The sequence below is a fragment of the Dolichospermum flos-aquae CCAP 1403/13F genome (assembly GCF_012516395.1).
Classification (GTDB): Bacteria; Cyanobacteriota; Cyanobacteriia; order Cyanobacteriales; family Nostocaceae; genus Dolichospermum; species Dolichospermum lemmermannii.
In genome coordinates, this window is the sequence record NZ_CP051206.1 from 657859 (window position 1) to 673830 (window position 15972).

General features: G+C 38.8%; 21 protein-coding genes, 1 tRNA gene and 2 pseudogenes. 17 read left to right on the forward strand and 7 right to left on the reverse strand.

The window, feature by feature from the left end; genetic code table 11:
• The first annotated feature begins 40 nt into the window (after nt 1-40).
• The 6 genes from HGD76_RS03455 to HGD76_RS03480 all read left to right on the forward strand — a co-directional run bounded on the left by HGD76_RS03455 (nt 41) and on the right by HGD76_RS03480 (nt 3303).
• Nucleotides 41-196, forward strand: coding sequence for a DUF3285 domain-containing protein (locus HGD76_RS03455; protein WP_148764645.1), 156 nt, complete (start codon nt 41-43; stop codon nt 194-196).
• 13 nt (nt 197-209) lie between these two features.
• Entirely contained in the window at nt 210-710 is a 501-nt protein-coding gene (gene ybeY / locus HGD76_RS03460; RefSeq protein ID WP_148764647.1) for an rRNA maturation RNase YbeY, read from the forward strand.
• Nucleotides 711-909: 199 nt separating this feature from the next.
• Nucleotides 910-1332: a four helix bundle protein gene (locus HGD76_RS03465; protein WP_210967712.1), complete on the forward strand. Its 423-nt coding sequence runs from the start codon at nt 910-912 to the stop codon at nt 1330-1332.
• A gap of 73 nt (nt 1333-1405) precedes the next feature.
• Nucleotides 1406-1861, forward strand: a complete 456-nt coding sequence (locus HGD76_RS03470; protein ID WP_168694976.1) for a diacylglycerol kinase family protein — start codon at nt 1406-1408, stop codon at nt 1859-1861.
• A 74-nt stretch (nt 1862-1935) separates the two neighbouring features.
• Nucleotides 1936-2523: an anthranilate synthase component II gene (locus tag HGD76_RS03475; protein ID WP_015079091.1), complete on the forward strand. Its 588-nt coding sequence runs from the start codon at nt 1936-1938 to the stop codon at nt 2521-2523.
• Nucleotides 2524-2535: 12 nt separating this feature from the next.
• A complete protein-coding gene (locus tag HGD76_RS03480; protein WP_168694977.1) occupies nt 2536-3303 on the forward strand; it encodes an MBL fold metallo-hydrolase in 768 nt (255 codons plus the stop codon).
• 128 nt (nt 3304-3431) lie between these two features.
• Here HGD76_RS03480 and HGD76_RS03485 read toward each other — a convergent pair whose 3' ends face one another.
• On the reverse strand, nt 3432-4673 hold the full coding sequence (locus HGD76_RS03485; protein ID WP_168694978.1) for an FG-GAP repeat domain-containing protein: 1242 nt from the start codon (nt 4671-4673) through the stop codon (nt 3432-3434).
• A 374-nt stretch (nt 4674-5047) separates the two neighbouring features.
• Between HGD76_RS03485 and HGD76_RS03490 the strand changes: the two genes are divergently transcribed.
• The 6 genes from HGD76_RS03490 (at nt 5048) to HGD76_RS03515 (ending at nt 8356) form a co-directional block, all read left to right on the forward strand.
• Complete coding sequence (locus HGD76_RS03490; RefSeq protein ID WP_168694979.1) at nt 5048-6355, forward strand: aminopeptidase P N-terminal domain-containing protein; 1308 nt, start codon at nt 5048-5050, stop codon at nt 6353-6355.
• Between the two features lie 205 nt (nt 6356-6560).
• The gene (locus HGD76_RS03495; protein ID WP_168694980.1) at nt 6561-6719 is read left to right on the forward strand and encodes a hypothetical protein; all 159 of its coding nucleotides are present in this window, start codon (nt 6561-6563) and stop codon (nt 6717-6719) included.
• A gap of 48 nt (nt 6720-6767) precedes the next feature.
• Nucleotides 6768-7205, forward strand: coding sequence for a DUF29 domain-containing protein (locus HGD76_RS03500; RefSeq protein WP_210967713.1), 438 nt, complete (start codon nt 6768-6770; stop codon nt 7203-7205).
• A gap of 78 nt (nt 7206-7283) precedes the next feature.
• Complete coding sequence (locus tag HGD76_RS03505) at nt 7284-7679, forward strand: STAS/SEC14 domain-containing protein (protein WP_168694982.1); 396 nt, start codon at nt 7284-7286, stop codon at nt 7677-7679.
• A gap of 40 nt (nt 7680-7719) precedes the next feature.
• Nucleotides 7720-8010 carry a nucleotidyltransferase family protein gene (locus HGD76_RS03510; RefSeq protein ID WP_148764663.1) on the forward strand — a complete coding sequence of 97 codons (291 nt, stop codon included), beginning with the start codon at nt 7720-7722 and terminating at the stop codon, nt 8008-8010.
• Complete coding sequence (locus HGD76_RS03515) at nt 8000-8356, forward strand: HepT-like ribonuclease domain-containing protein (RefSeq protein ID WP_168694983.1); 357 nt, start codon at nt 8000-8002, stop codon at nt 8354-8356. Before HGD76_RS03510 ends, HGD76_RS03515 begins: the two co-directional genes overlap by 11 nt.
• Before the next feature lie 10 nt (nt 8357-8366).
• Here HGD76_RS03515 and HGD76_RS25760 read toward each other — a convergent pair.
• The 5 genes and pseudogenes from HGD76_RS25760 to HGD76_RS03540 form a co-directional block, all read right to left on the reverse strand.
• Nucleotides 8367-8528: pseudogene (locus HGD76_RS25760) on the reverse strand (pentapeptide repeat-containing protein); the annotation flags it as partial.
• Between the two features lie 50 nt (nt 8529-8578).
• Nucleotides 8579-9319, reverse strand: a pseudogene (locus HGD76_RS03525) (ISAs1 family transposase); the annotation flags it as partial.
• 155 nt (nt 9320-9474) lie between these two features.
• A complete protein-coding gene (locus HGD76_RS03530) occupies nt 9475-10029 on the reverse strand; it encodes a hypothetical protein (RefSeq protein ID WP_210967714.1) in 555 nt (184 codons plus the stop codon).
• A gap of 557 nt (nt 10030-10586) precedes the next feature.
• Nucleotides 10587-10660 (reverse strand) — tRNA-Pro (locus tag HGD76_RS03535).
• Between the two features lie 163 nt (nt 10661-10823).
• Nucleotides 10824-11351, reverse strand: a complete 528-nt coding sequence (locus HGD76_RS03540; protein ID WP_148764667.1) for a GNAT family N-acetyltransferase — start codon at nt 11349-11351, stop codon at nt 10824-10826.
• Nucleotides 11352-11845: 494 nt separating this feature from the next.
• Between HGD76_RS03540 and HGD76_RS03545 the strand changes: the two genes are divergently transcribed.
• The gene (locus tag HGD76_RS03545; protein ID WP_168694984.1) at nt 11846-12742 is read left to right on the forward strand and encodes an alpha/beta fold hydrolase; all 897 of its coding nucleotides are present in this window, start codon (nt 11846-11848) and stop codon (nt 12740-12742) included.
• 78 nt (nt 12743-12820) lie between these two features.
• Nucleotides 12821-12952, forward strand: coding sequence for a hypothetical protein (locus tag HGD76_RS25765; protein WP_267904319.1), 132 nt, complete (start codon nt 12821-12823; stop codon nt 12950-12952).
• A 44-nt stretch (nt 12953-12996) separates the two neighbouring features.
• Here the strand turns inward: HGD76_RS25765 and tsaD are convergent, their stop codons facing one another.
• Nucleotides 12997-14040, reverse strand: a complete 1044-nt coding sequence (gene tsaD / locus HGD76_RS03550) for a tRNA (adenosine(37)-N6)-threonylcarbamoyltransferase complex transferase subunit TsaD (protein WP_168694985.1) — start codon at nt 14038-14040, stop codon at nt 12997-12999.
• 279 nt (nt 14041-14319) lie between these two features.
• On the opposite strand from tsaD, the gene HGD76_RS03555 reads away from it, so the two are divergent.
• The 3 genes from HGD76_RS03555 (at nt 14320) to HGD76_RS03565 (ending at nt 15756) form a co-directional block, all read left to right on the forward strand.
• Nucleotides 14320-14814, forward strand: a complete 495-nt coding sequence (locus HGD76_RS03555; RefSeq protein ID WP_015079099.1) for a photosystem I reaction center subunit III PsaF — start codon at nt 14320-14322, stop codon at nt 14812-14814.
• 39 nt (nt 14815-14853) lie between these two features.
• Entirely contained in the window at nt 14854-15000 is a 147-nt protein-coding gene (psaJ, locus tag HGD76_RS03560) for a photosystem I reaction center subunit IX (RefSeq protein WP_015079100.1), read from the forward strand.
• A gap of 294 nt (nt 15001-15294) precedes the next feature.
• Nucleotides 15295-15756: a photosystem I reaction center subunit XI gene (locus HGD76_RS03565; protein WP_015079101.1), complete on the forward strand. Its 462-nt coding sequence runs from the start codon at nt 15295-15297 to the stop codon at nt 15754-15756.
• The last annotated feature ends 216 nt before the right edge of the window (nt 15757-15972 follow it).

Sequence of the window (15972 nt, forward strand, 5' to 3'; positions counted from 1 at the left end):
AATCGGTTACAGTGATAAAAGAATTGATGATCAATTAATTATGGACAAAACCCCAGATTCAGAACCCCAACCTAGCTACGTCAAACTCGCCATGCGAAACATGGTCAGAAAAGGCGGCACTTCCCTCAAACACTTTGCCTTAACTGCTGTAGGACTATTATCTGTCCTCGTGGGTTTAGCATATCTTACCCGCTAAGAGAGGAAAACTCGTGTCTCTACAGGTAGAGTTATATTTAGAAAATTGTTTTTATGACTCTTCCCCAATTCCTTCCGCAACTTGGGAAAATTGGTTTGAGCAATGGTTAGAAATTCTTGAAGATTATTTACCAACTGCACCTAGTTACGAAGTCAGTTTGCGGTTGACAACCGATACAGAAATTCAAACTCTCAATTCCCAATATCGTCAACAGGATAAACCCACAGATGTCTTAGCCTTTGCATCTCTAGAAGCCGATTTACCACAAAGCGAAGAAATGCTGGTTTCTATGCCTTTGTATTTAGGTGATATAATTGTCTCTATAGACACGGCACAACGTCAGGCAGAACAGCAGGAACATAGCTTATCTACAGAGTTGGCTTGGTTAACGGCGCATGGTTTACTACACTTGTTAGGTTGGGATCATCCTGACGAAGAGAGTTTGATGGAAATGTTAACCGAACAAGTTGTATTACTGAAGAAAATAGGTATTATTATTAACTTAGAGTCGTAAATGTATGGTGACAATTGCGAATTTTGGTAATAACTTTATAGTTGAGATATTTAAAATAGCCTATAATGCCCTCACAGTTGATCTAGGTGGGGGAGGTAGAGGGAGTAGGGAAGGTAGAGGGAGTAGGGGAGGTAGAGGGAGTAGGGAGTGAAGAGTAAAAGAGTAAAAGAGTAAAAGAGTAAAGGAGGTGAGAAAGAAGATGATTGGTAACTTAGACGAATCAAACTCAATATCAATGGTTAAATTTCATAGAGATTTGGGAATTTATCAAATTGCTTTTGAAGCAGCAATGAAAATTTTTGAGTTATCAAAAAAATTTCCTGTTGAAGAAAGATATTCTCTAACAGATCAAATTCGTCGTTCTTCTCGTTCTGTTTGTGCGAATATGGCAGAAGCTTGGCGGAAACGTCATTATGAGGCTGCTTTTGTTGCTAAATTAAATGATTGTGAGGCTGAATCTGCTGAAACTCAAACATGGATAGAATTTACAGTTAAGTGTAATTATTTAGATATTGAAACAGGACGTAAACTTTATGGTAATTATAATCAAGTCTTATCTGGTTTAGTGACTATGATCAATAACCCATCACGCTGGTTAATGAATCATAAAAACCATAAATAAACACCGTAAATATTAATCTTCCCCAACTCCCCCACATCCCCCACTCCCCCACATCCCCCACATTCTTCTCTCTATGTCCCCAAAAGTTTCGTCATCACCAACCAATAATAGCTTACCAACGCTTGTGTCCAAAGATAGGGAACTTTCCTGGCAAATTGCCTCTAATTTATTTGTTAGTTTTAAGTATGCTTGGGCTGGAATTACTTACGCTTTTCAGACTCAACGGAATTTTCGGATTCATGTAGCCGTCTGCGCTTTAGCGATTGGTTTAAGTGTATTTTTACGGTTAGAGACAGTGAAAGTATCCATAGTTGCTGTTACCAGCGGTTTAGTTTTAACCTTAGAGTTAGTCAATACTGCTATTGAGTCAATTGTAGATTTAACGGTAAAACAGTCTTATCATGAGTTGGCAAAAGTTGCTAAAGACTGCGCTGCTGGTGCTGTACTTGTCTCAGCTTTAGTCGCATTATTGGTTGCCTCTACACTAATATTGCCTCCTTTAGCAACATTAATTCTGTCTACTTTCTAAATGGTAGATTGTGAATAGTAGAGACGTTTCCAGGGAACATCTTTGATATTTTTAAATGAAATTAGGTAAAAATTGTGATATTAGTCATTGATAATTACGATAGCTTTACGTATAACTTAGTACAATATTTGGGAGAATTAGCAGTAGATTTCCCAGTGGCTAATGACCTGCAAGTGGTGCGAAACGATAAGATTACTATAGATGAGATTAGGACATTAAACCCCGATGCAGTGGTGATTTCACCAGGTCCTGGTCGTCCAGATGATGCGGGAGTTTCCCTGAATGCGATCGCCCAATTAGGAGATAAACTCCCAATTCTAGGCGTGTGCTTAGGACATCAAAGTATTGGTCAGGTTTTCGGTGGTAAAATTGTTTCCGCCCCAGAATTGATGCACGGAAAAACCTCTTTGGTATCGCACACAGGCATAGGAATTTTTCAAGGTTTAGAAAATCCTTTAACCGCTACCAGATATCATAGTTTAGTTATTGAGCGCGAAACTTGCCCAGAAGTATTGGAAATTACGGCTTGGGTAGAAGATGGCACAATTATGGGCGTGAGACACCGGAACTATCCTCACATTCAAGGAGTCCAATTTCATCCGGAGAGTGTCCTAACTGCTTTGGGTAAGGAATTACTGAGAAATTTTCTGCGAACTTTGTAAAGCGAGTATTTTATGAAACGACGACAATTGATAGGCTACGCTGGGGCGGGTTTAGTGACGGCTGTAGTTACTAATTTGGTTGATCCAGTTCCAGTAAATGCTCAATCTAGTGGTGTATCAATTCAGTGGTTAGGACATACTTGCTTTTTATTAACCAATGGTAATGTCAAAATTCTCATCAATCCCTTTAGTAATTTGGGCTGTACAGCTAAATATCGTCCCCCAAATGTTCCATCAGATTTGGTATTAATTAGTAGTCAATTGTTAGATGAAGGGGCAATAGACAAAATACCAGGAAATCCTAAATTAGTTTATCAGCCCGGTGTTTATGAGTTTCGCGGCGTTAAGTTTCAGGGAATTACCACAGACCATGATCGTAACAGTGGAAAACGATTTGGGAAAAATATAGCTTGGAAATTGAACCAAGGGGGAATTAATCTGCTGCACTTAGGGGGTTCTGCTGCACCGATTACTCTAGAACAAAAAATCCTCATGGGTCGCCCCGACGTGCTATTTATACCCGTAGGAGGCAGTGCTAAAGCTTATAATCCCGAAGAAGCAAAGGACGCTATTGCAGTATTAAATCCTAAGTTAGTCATTCCCACCCATTACCGCACTCAAGCCGCTGATGCTAAAGAGTGTGATATTACCCCAGTAGATGATTTTCTGACTTTGATGCAGGGTATTAATGTTCGCCGGAGTAATAATGATTCTGTAGCGATTAATTCTAAGATTTTGCCGGAAAATACGGAAATTCAGGTTTTGACTTATAAGTTTTGATATCAATTCTAACCCGCTACTAAAAAGCGATCGCTATCTTTGATTTCTAGGAAAGCGATCGCTGAATATAAATTCAGAAAGTCTTAGTCAATTGATAATAGACCAATTACCAATTACCAATTACCAAATCAACCTGTATACCATTCTGGAGTCAGCTTATCTGCATCAGAAACAGGAGTTTCAGTCGCTAAAGTTCCATTCATAGTCCAAATTTTATCAGCGGATGTTTGTTGATCTCTCCAGTAAATATCAGTCTTACCATCACCATTGAAATCACCTAAAGATGCTGTCAAACCAGGAGTATTGCTAGGTAAGAAAGCTTCAGAACTTACCGTTGTACCATCCATCAGCCAAGCAGTATTTGCCCCACTAGCCGCATTGTGCCAGAAGATATCAGTTTTACCGTCGCCATTGAAATCGCCAATTCTTGCAGTCCAATCTGTACCCAATGTGCTAACAACACCTTCAGTCACAAAAACGCCATTCATTGTCCAAATCTTATTCTCGCCTGTAGCGGTATTGCGCCATAAAACATCAGTTTTGAAGTCGCCGTTAAAATCACCAAGAGTAGAAGTCCAAGAAGCATCTTGAGATTGAAGATCATACTTGGTGGCTTGGCTGCCATCCATAAACCAAGCGGTATTTGCACCTGTGGTAGGATTGCGCCAGAAGATGTCACTCTTACCATTACCATCAAAATCAACAATGGTTGCAGTCAATCCTGGAGTTGTAGTTTCTAGGACATTTGCACTAACTACTTTTGTGCCATCCATTTGCCAAATAGCATTTTCACCAGTAGTGGCATTATTCCAGAAAATGTCAGTTTTGCGATCGCCATTGAAATCGCCAATACTAGCAGTAAAACCTGGATCAACTCGATCTAAAGCTAGGAAACTAGAGACTTTTGCACCATTCATTAGCACAATTACATTTTCACCAGTTGCTTTATTGCGTAATAAGAAATCAGTCTTATTATCGCTATTAAAATCAGCAGTTTTATAGTCCCAGGTATTTAAGTCATATTTACCCAAAGAAGCTTGTTCTAAAACTTGTGTTCCGTTCATCAAGCGAACTAAAATTTCACCAGTTTGAGCATTTACCCAAAGTTTATCTGTTTTACCATCACCATTAAAATCAGGAACAAGGGCTGCGCTGGTTAAATAAGGATTAGGATTGGGGTTAGCACTGCCTCCAATTGGCAATGTAGGTAATGGATTTGTTGGAACTAATGGATCGGCTAATGCAGAAACAGAAGAACTTCTAACGCTAAAAGATGAAGTATTTAAATCTTCAAGAGGTGATGCTTGCTCGATTTTATTTTGAGCTTGTAAACCGTAATTTCTTGTATCTAAAGATAATTGATCAGGCATGACTTGTTTTTATGAGTTATTAACATCTATTTTTAATTTGATTTATATGAAGATTCTGTAAATAACAAACATTTGGTTAATTATTTTGATTGAATGTCATTATTTATAGACATTTTCATAATGTTCATCAACACTAACTTTTAATTTTTAAAGTAATATCTAAACAATCAAAAAATATTTTATATTCTGTTTATCAATGTCATCATTTAAAAATGAAATCCTGTTTTGTTGACAATCTCATCCCTAAAAGTCCTCATGGATTGTCAAGGAAATTAAAAATTGGTTAAAATAACTAAAATTAGCAATTTTCCTGACAACATCCTACGTAGTCTATAATTGTTAAAGCCAAAAATAACACTATCAATAAATCAACTATGCAAACAGAATATCGGCAACGTCGTGAGCAGTTAATGGCGAAAATAGGCAGTGGTACAGCGATTTTTAGAAGTGCGCCGACCGCAGTAATGCACAACGATGTCGAGTATATTTATCGTCAAGATAGTGATTTCTTTTACTTAACTGGCTTTAACGAAGCCCAAGCGGTCGCAGTATTAGCACCACATCATCCAGAACATCGGTTTATCTTATTTGTCCAACCCAAAGACCGAGAAAAGGAAGTTTGGAGTGGTTATCGTTGTGGAATAGACGCAGCTAAGGAATTTTATGGTGCAGATGTAGCTTACCCCATTGCGGAGTTAGATGAAAAGTTACCCCAATATTTAGAAAAAGCCAATTGTATCTATTATCATTTAGGACGCGATCGCAATTTCAACGACAAAATTCTCCAACATTATCAAAACTTACTCCGAACCTATCCCAAACGTGGTACAGGCCCCACATCCATCACCGACCCTGGTACTGTCCTCAACACCATGCGGTTATATAAAAGCAAAACAGAATTAGATCTAATGCGTCAAGCCGTAGAAATTGCCGTAGAAGCTCATAATTATGCTTTGCAAACCACCGCACCAGGACGTTATGAATATGAAATCCAAGCCGAAATAGAACATATTTTCCGGTTGCGGGGGGGAATGGGACCAGCTTATCCTTCCATTGTCGCATCAGGTACAAATGCTTGCGTACTGCATTACATCGAAAACAACTGTCAAATGCAAGCAAATGATTTACTCTTGATTGATGCTGGTTGCGCTTATAGTTATTACAACTCTGATATTACCCGCACATTTCCCGTTAGTGGTAAATTCACATCAGAACAAAAAGCATTATATGAAATAGTATTAGCAGCACAAAAACAAGCAATAGCAGAAGTAAAGCCGGGTAATTCCTTCCATGCACCTCATAATGCAGCCGTGCGGATATTAACAGAAGGATTAGTCGAACTGGGTTTACTCAAAGGAGAAATTGATAAATTAATCGCAGAGGAAAAATATAAACTCTTTTATATGCACCGCACCAGTCATTGGTTAGGCTTAGATGTCCATGATGTCGGAATGTATCAAGATGGAGAAAACCCCCAAACCTTACAACCTGGACAAGTGTTAACCATAGAACCAGGACTTTATATTGTACCGGATACCAAACCCGCCGAAGACCAACCGGAAATTGACCCCCGTTGGGTAGGAATTGGGATTCGTATTGAAGATGATGTCTTAGTTACCGCAGATGGAAATGAGGTTTTAACAGCGGGAGTTCCCAAGGAAATAAAGGATTTAGAAAAATAGTGGCAAAGTATTTTGTAGGGTGGGCAATGCCCACCAAATCATGATTGAGAAGTATAATTAATGATGTGATAGTTATTGGTTTGATGATGATCGTAAAAACTTCTATGTAAATGGTCAACTTCGGGGTCATTGTGAAGAAAGAAAAATTTACACTGGCAATTTTTATTCTACTTTTAACACATACAAAGGTCGTTTAGGAACAGACATGAATATTTATGATTCCTATGATGTCAAAGTTGGTTATCTGGATAGTTGTGGGAACGTGCATAAAAATGATGGAACAATGGTTCTTTCAGGTGAAAATCATAGCGGTTTGGCAAATGTAAGTTATTATTTGTTAGATTTGTTAGATTTGTTAGGATAAAGGTAAAATAACATTCAAAGAACTAACAAAAAATAGATGAGGAATATTATGGAAGTTTCTCTTTACGAGCGTGACTTTTTACTGTGGACAACAGATATAGTTAATAAACTCAAGTCCAAAGATTTTGACCACCTAGATTTAGAAAATTTAATTGAGGAAATTGAGACTTTGGGAAGATCAGAAAAAAAAGAACTTAAAAGCCGACTTTTGGTTCTGCTAGAACATTTACTCAAAAGATTGTACGTTAATTCACCAGATAATTATCGGGGTTGGGAAATAACAATTAATGAACAACGACGACAATTAGAATTAGAACTTGAAGATTCTCCAAGTTTGAAGAATATCTGGGATGAATCTTTTAATACAGCTTGGAGACTAGCAATTAAAGGAGTTCGTAAAGATTATCCACAAGTTATATTTCCCGATGTATGTCCATATTCTTCTGACATAGATTCTATGTTAGATTGTGATTTTTGGAAACAATAAACAATCAAACATTATTTGGCGATTTACAGTCGCTATAATCAATATATCGAAAAGTACAATCTGTAGTATTAAAACATCATGAATACTATTAAAATCAAAGTCTCACCATTAGATTTACTTCAAGCTATTCAGCAATTAAGTCAACCTGAATTATATCAATTTATCGAGACATTTCTGCAATTTAAAGCTCAAAAAATTGCGCCTAATTTATCAAAACAGGAATCTGAATTATTACTCAAAATCAATCAAGATTTGCCTCTAGAATTACAACATCAATATCAAATATTGATAGAAAAACGCCATCAAGAAACCTTAACGGAATCAGAATATGAACAACTTTTAGAATTAACTGAACAAGTAGAAAAATATCAAGCTCAACGCATGGAATATTTAACTCAATTAGCTCAAATTAGACAAGTTTCTCTTACCACCTTAATTACACAAATGGGAGTTAAATCAATTAACAATGACTGATAATAAACTCAATGCTCAAATTAATGAGGATGAATAAATTATGAACCGTGAAGAAGTATTACAAATTCTCAGAACACATCAACAAGAATTACAAAATTTAGGAGTAAAATCCCTGGAATTATTTGGTTCTGTTGCTCGTAATGAAGCTCGTTCTGATAGTGATGTGGATTTATTAGCAGAATTATCGGAATCAATGAGTTTATTTCAGTTTATTGAAGCTAAACTCTATATTCAAGATTTATTAAAATGTCCGGTAGATATGGGAACAAAAGATGCTTTACGCGAACATTTGCGCCAACCAATTCTAGAGGATATTGTCTATGTCTTCTAGAAATTGGCTGGTTCGTATTCAGGATATTCTTGACTCCACCTGTACAATTAGGGACTGTGCAGCAGGACTGACCTTTGAAACATTTTGCGAAAATAAAGTTATCGTCAAAGCCGTACTTTACGACTACATGATTATTGGTGAAGCCTCTAAACATATTCCTGAAGACATAAAGAAACGTTACCCGGAAATTCCTTGGCGATTAATGGGTGATATGCGAAATGTTGTTACCCATGAATATTTTCAGGTTAGGCTCAAATTGATATGGCAAGGAATTAATAATGATATTCCTTTACTAATCCAACAATTACAAAATTTACTCGAAAAAGAATCTCAATCATTACAATAATATTCGCCCCTTAAAGATAAGCCCCTCGAAGATTCTCCTCTTCAAAATACGCCCCTTGAAGATTCTCCTCTTCAATATACGCATCTTGAAGATACGCCCCTATAAGATTTGCCCCTATAAGATTTGCCCCTCGAAGATTCGCCCATTCAAGATACGCCCCTTGAAGATTTGCCTCTTGAAGATTCCAGGGTTAGCGCATCTCAAACGCTATTGACAGAAGAATTACAGTAGAGGAGAATAGTTTGCTATGGATGCTGCTAACACAGAAACCATGTATTGATCATTCATGGCAGCTCGTCGTGATTTTTGTCGAATACTGCGACGAAAAGTTGGTTCTCTGTCTAAGGCATTGAGGGCAATACGACGTAGTAAGGCAAAGTTTTGTGGACTGTGCATGGAACGAATTCGACATTCATCTTCATGGAAAGTGACATCCAATGTCCAATGAACAGAGTTTTCAATCCCCCAATGCTGTCGAATTGCACTACCAATTTTGTTAGCATCACTATCAAGACTAGTAATATAAAATTGAATTTCATGGGTAGTTTTATTCCAATGCTGAACCTTACGAACTACCATGACTACTGTTGTTAATCCTGCCCATTGGTTTTGTTCATAAAGTGCTGGTAATTGTGAAATTGGAACAGTATAAACTGTCCGATTTTCGATGCGGTGATGTCCTTTTTCCACCCGTTGACTAATACTAACATCAACACCCTTAAAGTTTAGAGATTGTGCTGTTTTAAACCAATTTTTCACTTGTTGATGTAGGGTGGGATGATTATCTTTTAGGCTTAAAATATAATCAGCATTTCCAGCTATGATTTGTTCGGCAATTGATTTTTGTGTACCCATTGCATCAATAGTGATAATACAGCCAGATAAGTCCAGAGTCTCTAATAGTGCTGGAATTGCGGTGATTTCATTTGATTTACAACTGACCTTTGTTTGCCCTAAAATTAACAGATGTTCTGGTTTTGCACTTCTTCTTAAATCCTGTTGACATTACTTAGATACAGCGGCTAGATGGGTTATATATTAACTTACCTTGAGTTGTGTCACTTGAACATCCTCCCACATATCAAATAAATCCCCTTGTCAATAGGGTTTGAGATGCGCTAACCCTGCTCTGAATATACAGCATACAAAAATTCAGTAGGCAAGCGATGACTAATTATTTCTGCTGATGCTGAATTTAGATTAAATTCGTCTTGTAGGCACTTAGCAAAAGGAGTTTTAATTTCTTGAATAACAATAAAATTTTGGGGACATTCAAAAAAATCTTGATAAATAGTAATTTCTTCAGTTTCTAGTTTTTCTAAACACTGATTGAAAAGCTGTTCCAAAATTTCCCGCAGTTTATCCTCTTTTACTTCTTTCCCCTGACTTGCTTCCTGTAGTAAATCTTGATTATCTCCTATGAGATTCACCATTGCCTGTGTTAAAGCCGAAGAGATTAACAACCAAGCAATTTCTCCCGGTTCTTGTGCTACTCCAATAGCCGCACCAATATCAACAATATTTTCAGGCAAATTACCAATATTACCAGTAACCGCATTTGCCCCAACCTTGATTATTCCCACCCCAAAATCCCGCCAATTCACATTAATCTCTCTTTGTCCCAGCGCAACGGGTTTTTTGAGAATAATTCCAATTCCAGGTCTGTTATTCATAGATATTGGTGTGTTTATCGTAATACTTAAATTTCAGGCATATAAACACCCATATTTTAACCTATAACGTTACGCACTTACACAACATAAATCACAGTGCGTTAGCTAGTAGGTTGGGTTGACGCAAGGAAACCCAACATTTCCTATAATCATAATTGTCAGAATCAGGTGGTTATCGAGCGAAGTCGAGATAATATCCAGGATGTAAGGATTTACAGGATTTGATTTTTTGCTAAACCCCTATAATGGCTGAAAAAGAAAATCTCTTCCTTCTCTTCTTTGCGTCTTTGCTCCTTTGCGACTTTGCGCGAAATACATTGTCTGAATCAGGAACCGATTAAAGGATTGACAGGATTTTGTGTAAAGTTTGATTTTTTGGGATGTAAGGATTTTTGGATATTACCTGAATTATGATGTAGGAAAGATATGATAGTCCATCAAATAAAAATCCTAAAAATCATCAAAATCCTAAAAATCACAGTTTAGACAGTGGAGATATCAATTAAAAAACGCCGTGCCGCTGTATTATCGTAATTACCAATATAACCACTTACAAATCGGGATGACAGGATTCGAACCTGCGGCATCCTGCTCCCAAAGCAGGCGCGCTACCAAGCTGCGCTACATCCCGTAAAGCCATCAAAACCAAATCTGACACTAACTAAATAATGTTTTTTTGGTTCACCTCGACTATCATATCACAAAAAAGAATAAATGCAAACCCAATAATCCAGAAAAATCAGATTTAGGGAAATATACTTAGTTCCCTAATCCCCAAACCCCAGCCACGTTTATCACTGAGGATACCAAAACATTCCTTTTATACCTTCAGGATCTGACATAAAGCCCATCGTCTTATAGAAATCTACAACATGAGGGTCAGCAAAAAGAGTGACATTACTAATTTCCTCATTCCTAAGTTTTTTGAGGACATATTTCATTAATGCCTTACCTAGACCTCTACTTTGAAAATCAGGATGGACGACTACATCCCAAATAGTGGCATTAAAAGCATGATCTGAGGTAGCACGGGCAAAACCAATCAAACGCTTTTTATTTCCTCGTACTTGCCACATAGAGGCCACGAGAAAACTATGCTCAATCGCTTTTTTTACTTTTCTCAGGGGGCGACGTGACCAGCCAACTGCATCACAGAGTTCTTCAAGTTCATAAAGGTCAATATCTCTTTCCGTACTGAAAACGATTTGATCCTTACCTACACTAGAATTACCATCAACTTCCGCTGTATGCTCATTAACAGCAGTGTTTTTATTTGCCGCTAAAGATTCAGGAGTGCTAAACCAAGTTTTCCAAAAACCCATGCCAATGCAGTTCGGGTAGTATGACTAAAATTGGTTTCCACTTTTTAAAAGTGTTGATTCACATTTAACATCACTGTGATCATTGCTTGCCAATCCACTAGAAATATTCTAGGTGTTTTAGCGATTTGTAATACTCACAGCTAGTTATCAGGTGTTTCTTCCCAATCACTCTCAACTCTAGCATTTTGTTTTCACACTACTCCATAAAACTCACCCAAAGGCAAAAATTTTCCGAAATTCAAGTATCTTTCCCGCTTTAGTCATTGAAGCTGATAATCAACCGGGATTATTCTATAAAGTGATGTACGCTATGTGGCAAGAAAACCTACTGGTAGTCAATGCCAATTTACTCCTTTGGCGCGGACGCACTAGTAGTTTGTCAAGATAAAAATGATGGACTGTAGTGTGAGCGTCTCGCTCACGCGGGCAAGATGCCCGCACTACCAAAAACCTGTATTGAGTCGCACCCACTATTGAGGGGACGATATTTAATTATGGCAACAATAGAAATCTTAGGCGTTCCACATACTTATGAGCTAACGGCTCCCACATCATGCCCCCATACTTTAGTATTTATCCACAGTTGGCTAAATAGTAGCGTATATTGGCAACCTGTGATTTCTCGTCTATCAATAGATTTACAGTGTTTATCTTACGATTTGCGAGGGTTTGGTGAATCACAGTCCCAGGTGACATCAGATATAGAACTGACTGCTACAGACTCTAGTATGGTTAGTTTGTCTTTGGATTCTATGTACTCTCCATCTGCTTATGCTCGGGATTTGGCTGTGCTTCTCCAACACCTGAATATTTCTAGTGCTTGGCTAATTGGTCATTCTTTGGGTGGCACTATTGCTCTATGGACAGCGACTCAATTACCTGATTGTGTTCAAGGTGTAATTTGTATTAATGCAGGCGGTGGGATTTATCTTAAAGAAGCGTTTGAGCAATTTCGTGCGGCTGGGCAAAAATTTTTACAAGTCCGTCCTCGTTGGCTTTCACAAATGCCTTTGATTGATTTGTTGTTTACTAAAGCTAGTGTATTACATCCTTTAGACCGATATTGGGCGCGTCAACGACTGATTGATTTTATTGTTGCTGATCCAGAAGCTGCTTTAGGAACTCTTTTTGACTCGACTACGGAAGCAGAAATTAACTGTTTACCCCAATTAGTCTCAAAATTAAAGCAGCCAGTCTATTTTTTAGCTGGCGCTGACGATAAGGTGATGGAACCCAAATATATCCGCCATTTAGCAAGTTTTCATTGGCTTTTCCAATCCGTTGGCGATAATGTGATTGAAATTCCTGATTGTGGACATCTAGCTATGTTAGAGCAACCAGAAGCCGTAGCTGAACATATTCGGTCAATTGTCACCAATGGTTGTCAGTAGGGGCGAAGCATTTGGAAGATAAATTATCGGTCATTGCCAAAAATAGTTCTCCAAATGCTTCGCCCGTACAGTTGTTAGTTGTCAGTTGTCATTGGTAACTGTCTTTCTTCCTTCTTCTTTCTTCTTTCTTCTTTCTTCTTTCTTCCTCCTGAATTCCTGATAGCGAAGCGTGGCGTTAGCCATACTCCTGATAGCGAAGCGTGGCGTTAGCCATACTCCTGATAGCGAAGCGTGGCGTTAGCCATACTCCTGAATTAATTTTCGTATAACTGCATGACTTGGTTCAGTGAGAGCCGGGAATGGACTCCTAATGTGAGTGGGGAAGTTCTGCCACGTGATAGGTGTTCAACGGCTGCACAGCCAATCATGGCGGCGTTGTCAGTGCAAAATTTTAAGGGGGGGAATAGAACCCGCAAGTTATGTTTACTGGCTGCTGCTTGTAAATGCTTTCTCAGCCCACTATTAGCTGCTACACCACCACCTACAGTAATGGTATCTAATCCATAGTTCCGAGCGCAAGCGATCGCTCTTTTGGTCAGCGATCGCGCTATAGTATCCTGGAAACTAGCCACTACATCGGCAATTGGTACTTCTTTGCCCTCTTTCTGCAACTGCTGCACTAAACGTAATACCGCTGTCTTTAATCCGCTAAAACTACAATCGTAGGGATGATAACCCCCACCTGGTAAAGAAATTTTGCCCTCCGGTAATGCAAAGGCTTGGGGATTGCCAGTTTGTGCCAGTTTGTCAATTATTGGTCCACCGGGATAACCCAGTTTTAACAACCGCGCCACCTTGTCAAAAGCCTCACCCGCCGCATCATCACGGGTTTCTCCCAGGGTTTCGTATATACCATAATCTTTCACATAAATCAAGCTTGTATGACCGCCGGAAACAAGTAAGCTAAGAAAGGGAGGATTTAAACTTGGCTCGCTCAAGTAAGTCGCGTAAATATGACCTTCCAGGTGATGCACTCCCAAAAAAGGCAAATCATGGACAATTGCCAGGGTTTTGGCAGCCGTTAATCCTACCAGCAACGCTCCTACTAGTCCAGGCGCACAGGTGGCAGCTATCCCATCAATCTGACTCCAATCTAGATGACTAGACTCCATTGCTTGCTCTATTTCATAATTCAGGGTTTCTAAATGCTGACGTGAGGACACCTCTGGTACTACCCCACCATATTGTTGATGAATAGAAATTTGTGAAGCAACAATACTGCTACACACTTCACGATTCTTAATAATTGCAACAGCAGTTTCATCACAACTGGTTTCAATGGCTAGAACGGTTGTCATAGTAAAATAATAGGGAACGGGGAACAGGCAAAAGGCAAAAGGCAAGAGGCAAAAGAATAATACAGCAATTCTCTCATATCTCCCCCTGCCCGCTGCTCCCTACTTCCTACCCTGCTTCCCTATCTTTTGATTGAGAAGCTTTAACTTTTGTTGACTTAAACTTTACTCAGTTCCCAGCCAAGAGTATGATAACTTCCTAGTTATCTAAAATAAAGACTGTACAAGCCGCTTCGTTTTGTACAAGAAACTTCTCGTTTTGTAATAAAAGGAAACAACTCCATGAGACGATTGTTTGCTTTGCTTTTGGTGATGACTCTTTGGTTCAATTTTGCTCCTGAAGCTAATGCACTAGGCGCAAACCTTGTTCCTTGTAAAGACTCTCCCGCCTTTCAAGAGCTAGCACTAAATGCCCGCAACACCACCACTGACCCCGAATCTGGCAAAAAGCGGTTTGAACGTTATTCTCAGGCGCTCTGTGGCCCTGAAGGTTATCCTCACTTGATTGTAGATGGCAGTCTTGATCATGCTGGTGATTTTTTAATCCCTAGTATTCTCTTCCTCTACATTGCTGGTTGGATTGGTTGGGTAGGCCGTGCTTATCTCCAAGCAATCAAAACAGGATCAGATGCGGAGCAAAAAGAAATCCAAATTGATTTGGGTATTGCTCTACCTATCATCACCTCCGGTTTTGCTTGGCCCGCAGCAGCAATCAAGGAATTGCTCTCCGGCGAATTAACCGCGAAGGATTCAGAAATTACCGTTTCGCCACGTTAATTCATTTGTTTTCAATCACTCATTCTAGAGACTAAATTCATGGCTGAAAAAGGTAACGAAACCAACTACTTGATTACATTCATTTCCACTGCTCCCGTTGCAGCAACTATCTGGTTGACAATCACAGCCGGGATTTTGATTGAATTTAATCGCTTCTTCCCTGACCTCCTTTTCCACCCCCTATAGGTTGAAAATCCGGTTTACAAAAGTTAAGTAAATTAGCTTTTGCTTGTAGATTGTCTCATTGAGTTATCAAACCTAGTTAGGTGAAAATATCACTCAAATTAGCAATCTTCACTAATGTATGAAACTCGTCATGTTGTCCACTGTTTGCGGGTTTCATACTTTTCTAAATGAGAAAGTGGCAAAATTAATTCTTATGAAAAATGCTATCTTTCTCATTTAAAAGCGAGCAAACAACATAACTCAAGCAGTAAGCTCATCAAAAACCCACCTAGTGATCCAAGGAATCGAAAAGTTATGGCAATAGCAGCACGTGATCCACAAAAAGGCGATCTAGAAACCCCCATCAATTCCGCTCCTTTGGTGAAGTGGTTTATTAGCAATTTACCAGCTTATCGCCCCGGTCTAAATCCTTTTAGACGCGGTTTGGAAGTCGGTATGGCTCATGGTTATTTACTATTTGGACCTTTCCATAGATTAGGTCCTTTACGCAATGCCCCCAATGCTACCTTAGCTGGTTTGTTGGGTAGTATTGGATTGGTTGTAATTTTGACAGCTTGCCTATCCCTATATGCTAACAGCAACCCTGGTAAAGCTCTTGCTAGTATTGCTGTACCCAATCCTCCTGTTGATGCTTTTAACTCTAAGGAAAGCTGGAATAATTTCACCAGTGCTTTCTTGATTGGTGGTATCGGTGGCGCAGTAGTCGCTTTCTTCTTAACCAGTAATTCTGGATTAATCCAAGGTTTATTGGGTTAATTTAATTCTTGATAATGGGTAATAGTTGCTAATTTGGGCTATTACCTATTGTCGAGAGAAGTAAGTAGGTTGGCGTTGAAAATTGTCGTTATGGCAAGGCAAAAGGCAAGAGGCAAAAGGCAAGAGGCAAGAGTGAAGAGGGTTTGGGCGATTTTACGTTTCTTTACACAGTTTGGTTTTATTGTGTTCACCTACTTATATAGGGCTACTATTTGA